Raw genomic sequence first — 12,771 nt, forward strand, 5'->3', positions numbered from 1 at the left:
GAAAAATGGCCAGCTGAATTTCGAGGGAGGAGACTCGATGCGGCATTCGCAGGCCACGATCGGCTCAGCTGGGCCGAATGACAGCGGTCGCCCGACAAAGATGCTGGCGAGCTATCTTTGCAACATGGGCCGCGGCCGCTCGACGGTTCGCGGGATGATCGTCAATGACATCAACAGGTTCACTGAGCTCGGGGCAGAGCGATACGTCTCCGATCTGATCCGGACCCTGCACCTGTTCGACCACGCCCGCCTCGCGGCCGAGGTCCCCAGGCGGTCCTTCGGACGCGCGCCTGACTAGCTCTGTTCGGAAATTGGCGAGAAACGAGATCGACCCGCCGAAAAAGGAGGCGCACGCTTCGTGCGTAAAGGGCGTGTCGGATCGGCCGCGGCCGTGATCGAAATCCCAGCAAGGGGAGGACAGCATGGCGGGATACGGACTTTTCGTGCTCATGCTGGCGGTCGGAACCGCCACGGTCGGCTATTTTTGGCTGCGCAACGACTAGCCAATCTGGCCGACTATGGCCCTGACGCGTCCATCGCGCGCTCCGCGACAGCGCTCTCGATCATCGCCTTGACCTCGGGTCGCAATTTCTTGCTGCCGGCGACGAAGAGGCCGGGCACTTTCCCGGTCTCGATGAGCTTGCGCCGCTTTGCGCGTTCATAGCGGGCGGGATCGTCTCTTTGATCTCGTTTCGACGGCTGGCTCATTTTCAGTAAGATAGGTCAGCAAGCCCGTCCGGCCACATCTTCCCCTCCACATCTTGGACCCCGAAAGCTGAGCGGCCCGTGTCAGTGGGCGCCGCCGTCAATGGGCGCATAGAGAAACGGACGGCGGAACATGCCGCCAAGGTGGTGTGGATTGTGGCAACGAAGCGCGATGATGTTATCTCCTACGCTTGCTTTGTTGGCGAGCGAGACGTCCCATTCGAACTTGTAATCGTTGAACCACCACGGCTCGAACTGCTGGCGTTTCGCGACCAAGGTCCCGTCGATATAGAGTTCACAGGCGTTGAAGAGCCCCGGAAAATGAATGTGGGGCTTCGCCGCCAATTGGTCCGGCGATAGCGCGATCGTCGTGCGATACCAGATGTCGCCCGTAAAGCTCCGCTGATCCGGATCGCGAACGCCTTGCGCCTGGACATACAGATCCGTTCGGACCGTCTCCCACTTGTCGGCCGGATAATCTTTCCGCGTGTCGAGATCGTATTCTCCGCGATGCTCGCGCCAGAATGACAGATCGAGCGGGCCGTCGGCGTAGCCGCGCTCCATCCCCTTTCCTTCACGATCCCGGTGAAAACTCCACTCCAAAGGAAGCGCGGCGAGAAGACGGCCCTTTTCCCCGTTGGTCAGGGAAAGAAGGCGTCTGTATTGGTCGATTTCGCCTTTCCAAAAGGCGTCGCCGGACTCGAAGCGGGGCGTCGTGAAGGCCTTGTTCATTTCCGTGAGCGCGTCGCGCGCCCGTAGACCTTGGTCGCCGGCGACGGCGGCTTTCTCGTAATCGAGGTCGCGCGCCCCCGCCCTGGTCATTTCTACATAATGCTTGATGGTCTCGTATCCGAGACGAACGAAGCGCACCCTCTCGACGTAAAGAGCGTCGGCGGGAGCGAGGGCGCCGCCCGACGCGCGCAAGTTCTCCACCGCCCTTTCTGCTTCCTGAAGCGATGCGCCAAGGCGTTCGACGAGCCCAGAAGTGTAGATGGCGGGAATAACGAAGAATTCATGCTCGGTGACGTTCGTCTTCCTCCAGGCGTCGAAAATCGCCGACCAATAGTCTCGCATCGGCTTTCGCGCGGGTCCGAAAAACTTCGCATAGAAGTCCTCGAGCAACTCAGAAACGTCGGAGTCCGGCTTCCACATGAGTCGGGCGCGCAGATAGAGATTGGTGAAGGTCGTCGCCAGCGCCATCCGGCTTTCGGTCGATATCCCTAAGACGCCGGCGTCCCGATAGGCCTTCACGTCCGCCTCGAAAGCCTGGTGACTTGGATTGGGCAGATCGCGCCAGACGAGCATGGACTGATCATAGTCATAGATCGTAAGTCGGCCTTGAGTTACTTTCATCCACTTCTTCAGTATGTCCAGATATTCTTGCTTCTGCGGAGAGCGCGGATCGTCGACGCTGTGAATAGGGTCAATGTCGATTGGAGCGATCACGCCGTAGAGTGAAGGCTCCAGCGCGACCTTCCGTACCGGCGGAAGAAACATATTCGAGTAAATGAGAAACCCGATCTTCGACCGACTTTCGGGATGACGCTCCCGCAGTCGTCGCGCCACATTGTTCAGCAACTCCAGCATGGCGTCGGTAACGGAGGGGCGGAGCGAGTATTTATCCCACTGCAGCTTTCCAAGTTCGACGTCGCGCGGATAAGTGGAAGCGTAGAGACCATCCTCCATGCTGAGCGAGATGCCCTCGCCCGCGGCATATAGGCTGTCGACCGCATTGGCGACGTGTTCAGCGCTTTTTGGATCGGTGAGCGGGACATCGAAAACGCTCGTCCCAAGGCCTTTCATGAATTGACCGAGGCTGTGGCCGTTCGGGGGAACGGTCGTCGCGCTCACCATCATGTTACGCAGCTGGAAATCCGTTACGCCGGTCGCGTCTCCCGACCAGGAAACCCAGAACGCGCGTATTTCGAACGGCGGTGCATAATAAACCTCGAGGTCGCCGACCGTGAGCCTGGACTCCGTCGGAACGCATTCTCCGAAATCGCCCGGCATAAACCAGCGCACGCCCCATGCGCGAAGGAGTTCCGCAACGGCGAAATAATGACTCTCGTCATTGACGCCCGCGAGAAAAATGCGGTTTCGATCTCGCAACAGCGCTATGGCGTCCGCACGAAGACGCGGCTTTGGCTTGACCACAGACGCGAGCTTCGCCTTGATCTCCGGATTGAGCTGCAAAGCGGCGTCCCCAATTATCACCAACGGACGGCCGCTCTTGAGGGCCTTGTCGACTGCCTCCGGAGCGCTGACGAGCGGCAAGGTCACGCCGGTCATGCGCGCGATGTATTTTTGCAAATCCTGGGCGGCCTGCGCTTCAAAACGGCCGGCGCGCGGCGAGCTGATGATAAGGGCGGCGCTTCGTCCGCCGCCGACGATCTCCAGGGGTTGACCGCCCCCGCCGCCAGCCGTCGCCCCAACAGCGGGAACGCTCCATGCTGCGAAGAGAAGGAGGAATGTCAATCGCCGGATCAGCATTGGTTTACGCCTCTGGATCAATCGCTTGAGGATGGATGAACGCCAGGAGTGGGTCAGTCAGACAGGTCTCGCATCTGACGCAGCTGCAGCGTCGTAGACAGTGAAGTTAGCTTTTCGTTAGCCAAGAGCGAAGCCGCCACGAAAACATCGGGCCTATTTTAAGACTCCCAATTACACTAACGCAGGCAGACAGCCGCCTCCGCAAATCCAGCCCCGGTGGTTGCAGTGTTTTCTCGATCTCGTCTTTTTTCCATGGCGCTTTTAGGGCTAGTCGCCGTCGGACTCGGCGCCTGCGCGTCGGACGGTCTCGACGCCTCGGATCGAGCAAGCTTCCTCGCCCTCGCGGCCGAGCCGGCGCATGTGCCGATTTTCGTGGTCTCGACGAGACGGGAAGACGGAGCCGGCGAGAGCGGCGCCCACGGGCGTTTCTCTCTGGTTTCCATCAGTGTGCCTCCCTACCACAGGGCCGGAGTCGTCGAAGGCCCCACCTTCGGCGCGCCAAGGGCAGGTCGCAACTTCGCAGTCGAGTCGCGTCGAAACTTGAATGAGACGTTGTTTTTCGATGAGATCGCCGCTCATGTGTCGGGCCGGCCCTCCAGCAGGGACATCCTCGTCTATGTCCATGGTTACGACACGAGCCTGAATGAAGCTCAGTTTCGTACGGCGCAACTCACGCTGGATTCCCGCTTCGAGGGAACATCGGCTCTGTTTACTTGGGACTCGATCTCCCGGCGCGGCCTCTCCGCCTATCATTCCGACAAGGAAAGCGCGACTGTGGCGAGAGACGCGCTGGAAAATCTACTGCTGGATCTCGCTCGGGTCGAAGGCGTGGGGCGGATCCATGTCCTGGCCCATTCGATGGGCGCGTGGCTGGCGATGGAGAGTTTGCGCTCGATCGCGATCTCGGGCCGTCCAGATCTGGACGGGAAACTCGGTGAAGTGATGCTGGCTGCGCCGGACATCGATCTCAGCGTCTTCAGCCAGCAGCTTGCGCGCGTTGGCGCCGAGCATGTAACGGTTTTTGTTTCTAATACGGATCGCGTGCTGTCGATCTCGGCTCATATCGCGGGCGACCGCCCGAGGCTGGGCGCAATGGATCCCAGCAACCCCAAGGACCGCGCCGCGCTCGAAGCTTTAGGCGTTTCGGTGCGCGACCTGTCGCGACTGAACACGGATGTCATGGGACATAACACGTTTGCTGAGGTCCCCGCCGTCGTCCGTCAGATCGGAGCCCAAATGGCGACAGCCGCCGAAGGCGACGAGAGCGGCAAAGTGGAGACGGCTGACAGCGAAGAGCGTCAATAAATCCGACGACGTCCGGCAGGGGCGCCGCCTCTGCACATGCTGGGTTTCCAGCAAGCGGACCGCCCTGTGAGGCTTGTCGCGCTTGCCTAGCACGCAATTTACCTCCGAGCCTGGCGAAAGGCCGAGGAGGGCTTACTCATGACCTGGCGACTGCTCACGCTTTCGACTGTCCTTTTCATGCACGCAACGTCAAGCGCGGTTGCGCACGCTTCTCTTATTCAGGCGTCTCCCCAGCCAGGCGCAGTTGTCGCAGGCGATCGCGTGTCGATCGAGCTTCGTTTCGATAGTCGCCTCGATGCGCGCTTTTCCGGTCTCAAGCTGTTGAGGGCGGACGACAATCAGGCGGCGCTGACGATGGAGTCCGCGAATTCGCCGAGCGTATTGAGGGCAAGCGGAACGGGACTGACTGAAGGGCGTTACGTCCTCTATTGGCGTGTCTTGAGCGTCGATGGGCACGCCAATCAAGGCGAGATCAAGTTCGAAGTGAGGCCATGAGGATGCAGGCGTTCCTGTCCATCTACAGCTTGATCGACTGGATTTTGCGAGGGGCCGCGATGGCGGCTCAGACAGTTGCGGTCGGAGGAGCGACATATTTTCTCCTGACGCTCGCCCCTTCAAACGCAAGCGGCGGCGGACGCGCCGCACTCGATCGCTTTTGCATGCGCGTCATGTTTTGGTCAGCCACGGCGTCTTGCGTTGCGCAGCTCATGGCCGCCGCCGCGCTCACAGCGTTTCTCATCGGCTCGGCGGGCGCTGATCTGAAGACCGCGATGAGCGCGGACGCCATTACTTTCCATGTCGTTTCTGCATGCGCGGCTTTCGCCCTCGCCTGCGTGGCCCGCTGGCCGCGGCTCTGGACGCCCTGGACGCTTGTGCTGCCGTCTTCTATCCTCATCGTCGCGCATACGGGGCTGACGCATGCCGCGAGCAGGACGGAAGTCTCCGCCGCGATGCTCGTGGCGGAGATGCTCCATCTCTTGGCCCTGGCCGCGTGGATCGGCGGCGTCCCCTACTTCGTCGCGTCGCTGCGCATGCTCGGCGACCGTGAGAGCTACAGATTTGTCGCCAGGCGTTTCTCCGCCGTCTCATTTGTGTCTGTCTTTGTCGTCGTCGCCACCGGCGTTTTCATGGCCGTTCCTTTCGCAGGCTCGCTGGGGGGGCTCTACCAAACGAATTATGGCCTGCTGATCAGCACGAAGAGCGTGTTGCTGATTATCCTTCTCTGTCTGGGGGCCATGAATTTCCTCGCGATACGAAAGCTTCAGCGCGATTCCGCTCTGACCCTTCGAAGCGCGCCAATCATCGCAGAGACGGAAGTCGGCGTCGGCCTTATTGCAATTTTTTGCGCGGCCGCCCTCGCCGCATCGCCTTTGGCGTCTGAAACGTCAGCGTCGCGACCCGACACGGCGGATATCGCAAAGCGCTTCGAGCTTGCTTGGCCACGCCTGGAGAGCCCCGCTTTTGCGCAGCCATCCGCGGTTGACTCACCCGCAATTGAGATCCCCGTCGCGCCCCGACCCTCGACGTCGCAGCCTGAGCGCAGCGCCTTCGATATTGCGTGGTCCGAAGCGCATCACCACTACGCGGCGCTCATTGTCGTCGCCGCGGGACTCGTGGCGCTCTTCTCGCAAAGCAGGCGCATCGGCCGCTTCACGCGAAACTGGCCAGCGCTCTTCCTTGTCCTTGCGGGCTATCTCTTCGTCGTGGCCGATGAAGACGCATGGCCGCTCGGCAAGATCGGTTTTTTCGAAAGTCTGGCGACGCCGCGGATTGCGCAGCATAAGTTCATGATCGCGCTGATTGCGGCCTTCGCGATATATGAATGGCGCGTGCAGCTGCAAAGATTTAAGTCGCAATGGCCGTCTTATGTCTTTCCGCTGACGCTCGCGGCCGCCGCGGCGTTCCTGCTGACTCACTACGGCCATACCGACAGCAAGGAAGAAGTGCTGATCGAGATCAGCCATACGCCTGTTGCGCTGATCGGCGTGATCGCGGCGATTGCCCGCTGGCTGGAGATTCGTCTGCCCGCATCGTCGCTGAGCCGGGTTGCCGGGATCGTGTGGCCGATCGCTTTCATGGCCGGGGGCGCGTTCTTATTGCTGTATCGGGAAACTTTCTAGCTTCGCGGCGCGGGCGTCGCGCACATGCAAGCGCACGCCCGCCGCGCCCTCACAGTTTTTTGCAGCTTGACGCCCACACGCGCCCTACATCGATTGAGAGGCTGGATGACGTATGGAGTAGATGCAATGGCGCATTCCAAATTAACGCTCTTGTTGGTCGCCGTTGCGCTGGCGGTATCGGCCAGCGCGGCCAGCGCGCGCCACCGTGTTGTCGTGAGCGCGCCCGCGCCTGTTTACGACCCACAGGCTGCGGCATACGCGTATTATGGCGCGACCCCGGCTGACGGCGGCATCTTCAGCCAACTGGACACCGTCTTCAGCTGTCGCCGCACATACGCCGCCGCCCCGCCGCCGATCGTCGCGACTTACTAGACAATCGGCCTTCGCGCCGATCAATTGAAACGCCGCGATCATGGATCGCGGCGTTTCGGCGCTTCTTATTGCACAAACGCTGGAGGGCTTTTTCTTACTGCAGGCGCCCTCCCACTCGCTTCCCGCCGCGCTAGATCACGGCGGGTCGCCGTTTCCGATCGAGAGCTCGCCATGTCGGACCAATCGATGGCCCTTGCCGTCACCCTGATGGCCTTTCTGCTCATGATCCTTGCCGTGTCTCGGATCATGGCGGTCTAACGGGTGTCGTTCGAGAAAGCTGCCAGCTGCGTCGCCTCGGACTCGCGGAGCCGAGAGAGCTGACCGGGACCGCTCAGCCAAAAAACAAGGGGGGCATGGACGGCCCCCCTTTGGTCTGCTTTCCGCCCGCGCCAAATCGCCTTACGGGTCCATGCAGTAGCAGGCGCTGCCATCGAAGTTGTTGAAACCTTCCGGCGCCGCGGAAGCGGAGCTCGTGAAACCAATGCTCAGGGTCAGAGCGATGGCGGCGAAGATCGTGATCAGCTTAGTCATGGTCATCTCCCTCGGTGCGGTCCTTGTTTCGATGATCTGACGGTAGCTCGCGCAGCCGCGCATGTAGATGCGGCGGCGCACATGACTGGCTAAGGGGAACCCGCGGGTTTCGGCTTGAGGGTCGAGCGACCGCTGGGTAGGCCGCGACCGGAGGACGGGCATTACCTGTCGGACGCCTGTGCTGGCGCCGAGGACGGAGCAGGCGACCAGCCCGTCCGCGCTTCTCTCTGCTTGTTCGGGAATGGCGCGCCCGAAAGGATTCGAACCTCTGACCCCCAGATTCGTAGTCTGGTGCTCTATCCAGCTGAGCTACGGGCGCCCGCCGCGTGCGCTTTGAGGGGCCCGTCGGGGCCGCGGCGCTGCGACTGGCCACCGTTTAGCGACAAGCGAGGCGAATGGCAAGTGCCGTTATTTTTGGGGCCGCGCGCCTTGCACGGCTTGCGTGAGCCTTTAATTAAAAAGCTGTCACACAGGATTTGCGATGGAAACTTTCGTCTCGAATGGCGTCGAGATAGCCTATTCGGATTTCGAGCCCCTCAGCGAAGACCGGCGTGAGCCGATCGTTCTCATTCACGGTTTCGCCTCCACGCACGCGGTCAACTGGCTTTTTACCCAATGGGTCAAGACGTTGACCGAGGACGGCCGCCGCGTGATCGCTTTCGACAGCCGGGGTCACGGCCGGTCGCAGAAGCTTTACGATCCCGCTCAGTATACGCTCGATCTGATGGCCCAGGACGTCGCCAATCTGCTCGATCACCTCTCCATCGCCCGCGCCGACGTGATGGGCTACTCGCTGGGCGGCCGGATCGGAACCGTCTTGGCCCTCACGAGACCCGAGCGGGTGCGCTCGCTCATTCTCGGCGGCATCGGCCAATATCTGGTCCAGGAGGCCGGCCTCCCCGGCGGCCTCGCCGAGGCCATGGAGGCCGAGCGGATCGAGGACGTCGATACGCCCATGATGAAGATTTTCCGCGGCTTCGCCGAATCGACCCGAAGCGATCTCAAGGCGCTAGCCGCCTGCGTGCGGGGCGCGCGCAAGACGATCGATCCGGCGCTGCTTGCGCGGATCGAATGCCCCGTGCTGATCTGCGTCGGCACGCGCGACGACGTCGCCGGGGACCCCGCCCCGCTCGAGCCGCTGTTTCGCAACGTCCGCCTCGTCGACATCCCCGGCCGCGACCACAACCGGGCGGTCGGGGACCGGATCTACAAACAGGCGGCGCTCGAATTCCTGGCCCAACGGCCCTGATGCGCGACGGCGGCCGAACCGCTATATAGCGGCGCAGGAGGAGCACGATGGCCGCCGACCCGCGCGAGAAAACCGCGTCCGTGATCGATTTCGACCCCTTGCTCGCCCGGCTGCGGCTCGAGGCGGAGGACGTGCTGCGGCGCGAGCCGGAGCTCGGCGGTTTTGTCCATGGAGCGATTCTGGCCCAGGATTCGGTTGCAGGGGTCGTCACGCATCGCGTCGCCCAGCGCCTCGACCGGCCCGAGGCTCCCTATGCAGCCATAAAACAGGCCTTTGACGCCTGCCTCGCCCGCTCGCCGGCGATTCTCGAGGCGTTCCGCGCCGACCTTCTCGCCGTGCTCGAACGCGATCCGGCCTGCACGCGGCTCTTGGAGCCGGCGCTCTATTTCAAGGGCTTCCACGCCTTGCAGAGCTACCGTCTGGCCCATTGGCTGTGGATGAACGGGCGCAGCGATTTCGCCCTCACGCTGCAGAGCCTGTCCTCGCAGATTTTCCAGACCGACATTCACCCCGCTGCGCGGATCGGCAAAGGCGTCTTCATCGATCACGCCACCGGCGTCGTCATCGGCGCGACGAGCGTGATCGAGGACGACGTCTCGATGCTGCATGGCGTGACGCTCGGCGGCACCGGCAAATCGCGCGGAGACCGCCATCCGAAGGTCAGGCGCGGCGTCCTGATCGGGGCGGGGGCGAAAGTTCTCGGCAATATTGAGATCGGCCGCTGCGCCATGATTGCGGCGGGCTCGGTGGTGCTCGATTCCGTGCCCGCGAACAAGACGGTGGCGGGCGTGCCGGCGCGGATCGTCGGCGATTCGAAATGTGCGGAGCCGGCTCTGGCCATGGACCAGATGCTCGCGGTATTGGATGCGGCGTCGGACACGAGGACGGGGCTTTAAAGGTGAAGAAACGACTGATCGGCTTGGCGGCTTTCGCCTTTCTTTTGGCCGCGGGCGTCGCCCCGCGCGACGCGCAGGCCGCGGGCTGGCACTATTATGATCCCGAATGTCCCATCGCGCTTGGGACGAAATCGATGAAATTCGTGGCGATGCAGCCGAAGAAAAGCGTCGATCGGGAATGCGTGGCCCTCCCCGATATCGGCGCGTCCGTCATCGTGCTGGACGCCGCCGACAATGAGCTGCGCGACATGACCTGGGACATTCGCGTGTTGCGCGCCAAGGATGAAAGCGGCGCCGCCGATCCCGAGGCCGACGCCGTCAGCCGCCTGCCCTTGCAGAAATTTCGCAACGGCATGGTGAATTTCGATCAGGACTTCCGGCAGGCGGGCAATTACGTGCTCTACGTCAAATTGACGAGCGACGACGGCGCCAGGAGCTACGAGGGGCGCCATCCGTTTTCGGTGGGTCTCATCACCGACGAGGAGTTCTACCTCTACATCGGCTTTGGCGTTTTCGCGATCGTGGGGGGCGCGGTCGCCTTCACCTTGTGGCGGCAGGGGAAGCTCGGTTTCAAGATCCCGAATTTCGCGAAACCGTCGTAGCCCGAAGGCGCCTTACTCAACGTCGCCTCGCGTCGGTCAGCCCGAGACTAATCGACCGGTTCGAAATTCCTTGGCGTCGCTCTCGCCGCTCTCAATCCCTCCCCTTTACGGGGAGGGTGGCCCCGCGTAGCGGGGTCGGGTGGGGTCAAGACGAGGCGATAAGGCAAGCCCTGCGCTCACCCTCCAAACCTGTTATTCTTCGGGAACCCCCGCGGCGGCAGCCGCCCCGCCTCGGCGCGGTGGCCCATCCATTCGGAAAGCTCCGCCGCCGCCACGGTGAAGACGCGGCCGGCGGAGTCCGTCCATGTCAGCCCGTCGGCCAGCGCAAACACTTTCGCATCCGAGACGCCGCCGTCCTTGTAACGCTGCATGCGCACGCCCTTGCCGCGCGCCATGCGCGGCGCCTCTTCCAGCGGGAAAACCAGAAGCTTTCTGTTCTCGCCAATGATCGCGACATGGTCGCCCTCGGCCTCGGTCACGACTTTCAGCCGCGCCGGCGGATCGACGGAGAGAACGGCCCTGCCCTTCTTGGTCGACGACAGAAGATCGTCCTGCGCGACGACGAAGCCGCGCCCGTCGTCGGCGACGATCAGCAGCGAGTCCCCGCCGCGATGCGGCATGACGCGCGCGAGCTCCGCGCCCTCGTCGACGTCGGCGTAGAGCCGGATCGGCTCGCCATGGCCGCGCCCGCCCGGCAGTTTCGACGCGTCGAGCGTATAGGCCTTGCCGTTCGTCGCGAGCGCCAGAATCTTCGAGGTCGTCTGCGCGAAAAAGGACGTGTCCAGCGCGTCGTCGCTCTTGAACTGCAGCGACGACAAATCCTGCACATGGCCTTTCAGCGCGCGAATCCAGCCCTTTTTCGAGACGACGACGGTGATCGGCTCGCGCTCGATCATCGCCTCCGCGAGATCGAGATCGACGGTCGCGGGCGCGTCTTCGAAAGTGGTGCGGCGCTTGCCGACGGGGGTCGTCGGGCCATAGAGCTTCTTGAGGTCGCGCACCTGGCTCGCGATCGCCTTCCACTGCTTGGCGTCGTCCGCGAGCAACGCCTCGAGGTCGGCGCGCTCCTTGGAGAGGTTGTCGAGCTCGCGACGCAGCTCCATCTCTTCGAGCCGGCGCAAGGAGCGCAGCCGCGTGTCGAGGATGTAATCGACCTGCAGATCGGTAAGCTTGAACGCCTTCTTCAGCTCGCCCTTGGCGTCGTCCTCCTCGCGGATGATGCGGATCACCTCGTCGAGATTGAGGAAGACGATGACCATGCCTTCCAACTGCTCGATCCTGCGCAGGATCGCCGCGAGCCGGTGGCGCGAACGGCGCTGCAAGACGGCGCGGCGGTGGTCGAGCCACTGCCGCAGCGCTTCGTCGAGCGAGACGACGCGCGGGGTCACGCCGTCGACCAGCACATTCATATTCAGGCTGAAACGGCTCTCGAGTTCGGAGAGCTTGAAGAGCGTCTCCATCATCAGCGCCGGATCGATGGCGCGCGTGCGCGGCTCGAAGACGATGCGCACGTCCTCCGCCGATTCGTCGCGCACGTCGGCGACGAGGGGGAGCTTGCGCTCGGCGATCAGCTCGGCGAGCTTTTCGATCAGCCGCGACTTCTGCACGCCATAGGGTATCTCCGTGACGACGGCGACCCAGCCGCCGCGCGGCAGTTCTTCCCGCGTCCAGCGGGCGCGCACCCGGAAGGAGCCGCGGCCGGTGCGATAGGCCTCAACGATCTCCGCGCGCTTGTCGACGATCACGCCGCCGGTCGGAAAGTCCGGCCCCTGCACGAAGGTGAGCAATTGCTCGCTCGTCGCGCCGCGATGCGAGATGAGATAGAGCGCGGCGTCGCAGAGCTCGGCAAGATTATGCGGCGGAATGGAGGTCGCCATGCCGACCGCGATGCCCTGCGCGCCATTGGCGAGCATATTGGGGAGCGCGGACGGCAGAACCACCGGCTCCTTTTCTTCGCCGGAGTAATTGGGCTTGAAGTCGATCGCGTCCTCGTCGATGCCCTCGAGAAGGGCGCGCGCGACGGCAGTCATGCGCGCTTCCGTGTAGCGATAGGCGGCGGCCGAATCGCCGTCGATATTGCCGAAGTTTCCTTGTCCGTCGACGAGCGGATAGCGCGACGAGAAATCCTGCGCGAGCCGCACCAGCGCGTCATAGATCGCCTGGTCGCCATGCGGGTGGTAGGAGCCCATCACGTCGCCGACGATCTTGGCGCATTTCTTGAACGGCGCGCCGGGGTCGAGCCGCAGCACATGCATCCCGTAGAGAATGCGCCGATGCACGGGCTTCAGGCCGTCGCGCGCGTCGGGCAGCGCGCGGTCGGTGATCGTCGAGAGCGCGTAGCGCAGATAGCGCTCCTCGAGCGCCTCGCGCAGATCGACGGGCGTCACCACGCTCTCGCCGCCGCCGTCCCTGCCCTTCCCCGCCGAACCGCCTTTCTGCGCCATTCCGATCCGTTCCTGTTTCTTTCGCCTGCGTTTCCTATGGGCTGCCGGCGGCAGGCG

The 12,771-nt window shown here is 63.0% G+C and carries 11 protein-coding genes and 1 tRNA gene; 8 read left to right on the forward strand and 4 right to left on the reverse strand.

Features of this window, described 5'->3' with window-relative positions:
- Window positions 1-37: 37 nt before the first annotated feature.
- Window positions 38-298, forward strand: coding sequence for a hypothetical protein (locus tag RVU70_RS01620; RefSeq protein ID WP_363349353.1), 261 nt, complete (start codon window positions 38-40; stop codon window positions 296-298).
- Window positions 299-789: 491 nt separating this feature from the next.
- Here RVU70_RS01620 and RVU70_RS01625 read toward each other — a convergent pair whose 3' ends face one another.
- Window positions 790-3,195, reverse strand: a complete 2,406-nt coding sequence (locus RVU70_RS01625; protein ID WP_363349354.1) for a DUF4838 domain-containing protein — start codon at window positions 3,193-3,195, stop codon at window positions 790-792.
- 252 nt (window positions 3,196-3,447) lie between these two features.
- On the opposite strand from RVU70_RS01625, the gene RVU70_RS01630 reads away from it, so the two are divergent.
- From RVU70_RS01630 to RVU70_RS01645, 4 genes are all read left to right on the forward strand, one after another.
- A complete protein-coding gene (locus RVU70_RS01630; RefSeq protein WP_363349355.1) occupies window positions 3,448-4,500 on the forward strand; it encodes an alpha/beta fold hydrolase in 1,053 nt (350 codons plus the stop codon).
- Between the two features lie 138 nt (window positions 4,501-4,638).
- On the forward strand, window positions 4,639-4,995 hold the full coding sequence (locus RVU70_RS01635) for a copper resistance CopC family protein (protein WP_363349356.1): 357 nt from the start codon (window positions 4,639-4,641) through the stop codon (window positions 4,993-4,995).
- Window positions 4,992-6,620, forward strand: coding sequence for a CopD family protein (locus RVU70_RS01640; protein WP_363349357.1), 1,629 nt, complete (start codon window positions 4,992-4,994; stop codon window positions 6,618-6,620). Before RVU70_RS01635 ends, RVU70_RS01640 begins: the two co-directional genes overlap by 4 nt.
- A 126-nt stretch (window positions 6,621-6,746) precedes the next feature.
- A complete protein-coding gene (locus RVU70_RS01645; protein WP_363349358.1) occupies window positions 6,747-6,992 on the forward strand; it encodes a hypothetical protein in 246 nt (81 codons plus the stop codon).
- Window positions 6,993-7,391: 399 nt separating this feature from the next.
- Here the strand turns inward: RVU70_RS01645 and RVU70_RS01650 are convergent, their stop codons facing one another.
- Both RVU70_RS01650 and RVU70_RS01655 read right to left on the reverse strand, forming a co-directional pair.
- Window positions 7,392-7,523, reverse strand: a complete 132-nt coding sequence (locus RVU70_RS01650; protein WP_363349359.1) for a hypothetical protein — start codon at window positions 7,521-7,523, stop codon at window positions 7,392-7,394.
- 242 nt (window positions 7,524-7,765) lie between these two features.
- A tRNA-Arg gene (locus RVU70_RS01655) sits at window positions 7,766-7,842 on the reverse strand.
- Between the two features lie 162 nt (window positions 7,843-8,004).
- Between RVU70_RS01655 and RVU70_RS01660 the strand changes: the two genes are divergently transcribed.
- Genes RVU70_RS01660 through RVU70_RS01670 form a run of 3 tightly spaced genes read left to right on the forward strand, consistent with a single transcriptional unit; the run spans window position 8,005 to window position 10,270 of the window.
- Window positions 8,005-8,772, forward strand: a complete 768-nt coding sequence (locus tag RVU70_RS01660; protein WP_363349360.1) for an alpha/beta hydrolase — start codon at window positions 8,005-8,007, stop codon at window positions 8,770-8,772.
- 47 nt (window positions 8,773-8,819) lie between these two features.
- Complete coding sequence (cysE, locus tag RVU70_RS01665; protein ID WP_363349361.1) at window positions 8,820-9,668, forward strand: serine O-acetyltransferase; 849 nt, start codon at window positions 8,820-8,822, stop codon at window positions 9,666-9,668.
- A 2-nt stretch (window positions 9,669-9,670) separates the two neighbouring features.
- Entirely contained in the window at window positions 9,671-10,270 is a 600-nt protein-coding gene (locus RVU70_RS01670; protein WP_363349362.1) for a hypothetical protein, read from the forward strand.
- A gap of 176 nt (window positions 10,271-10,446) precedes the next feature.
- Here the strand turns inward: RVU70_RS01670 and parC are convergent, their stop codons facing one another.
- Window positions 10,447-12,714, reverse strand: a complete 2,268-nt coding sequence (gene parC, locus RVU70_RS01675) for a DNA topoisomerase IV subunit A (RefSeq protein WP_363349363.1) — start codon at window positions 12,712-12,714, stop codon at window positions 10,447-10,449.
- Window positions 12,715-12,771: the final 57 nt, after the last annotated feature.

This window comes from Methylocystis echinoides, from assembly GCF_040687965.1.
In the GTDB taxonomy this organism is placed as follows: Bacteria; Pseudomonadota; Alphaproteobacteria; order Rhizobiales; family Beijerinckiaceae; genus Methylocystis; species Methylocystis echinoides_A.

Bases quoted from the DNA above. Each gene is read 5' to 3' on its own strand.
- RVU70_RS01640 (WP_363349357.1), top strand. From the start codon at position 4,992: ATGAGGATGCAGGCGTTCCTGTCCATCTACAGCTTGATCGACTGGATT.
- RVU70_RS01660 (WP_363349360.1), top strand. From the start codon at position 8,005: ATGGAAACTTTCGTCTCGAATGGCGTCGAGATAGCCTATTCGGATTTC.
- RVU70_RS01650 (WP_363349359.1), bottom strand. From the start codon at position 7,523: ATGACTAAGCTGATCACGATCTTCGCCGCCATCGCTCTGACCCTGAGC.
- RVU70_RS01630 (WP_363349355.1), top strand. From the start codon at position 3,448: ATGGCGCTTTTAGGGCTAGTCGCCGTCGGACTCGGCGCCTGCGCGTCG.
- RVU70_RS01645 (WP_363349358.1), top strand. From the start codon at position 6,747: ATGGCGCATTCCAAATTAACGCTCTTGTTGGTCGCCGTTGCGCTGGCG.
- parC (WP_363349363.1), bottom strand. From the start codon at position 12,714: ATGGCGCAGAAAGGCGGTTCGGCGGGGAAGGGCAGGGACGGCGGCGGC.
- RVU70_RS01635 (WP_363349356.1), top strand. From the start codon at position 4,639: ATGACCTGGCGACTGCTCACGCTTTCGACTGTCCTTTTCATGCACGCA.
- RVU70_RS01620 (WP_363349353.1), top strand. From the start codon at position 38: ATGCGGCATTCGCAGGCCACGATCGGCTCAGCTGGGCCGAATGACAGC.
- cysE (WP_363349361.1), top strand. From the start codon at position 8,820: ATGGCCGCCGACCCGCGCGAGAAAACCGCGTCCGTGATCGATTTCGAC.
- RVU70_RS01625 (WP_363349354.1), bottom strand. From the start codon at position 3,195: ATGCTGATCCGGCGATTGACATTCCTCCTTCTCTTCGCAGCATGGAGC.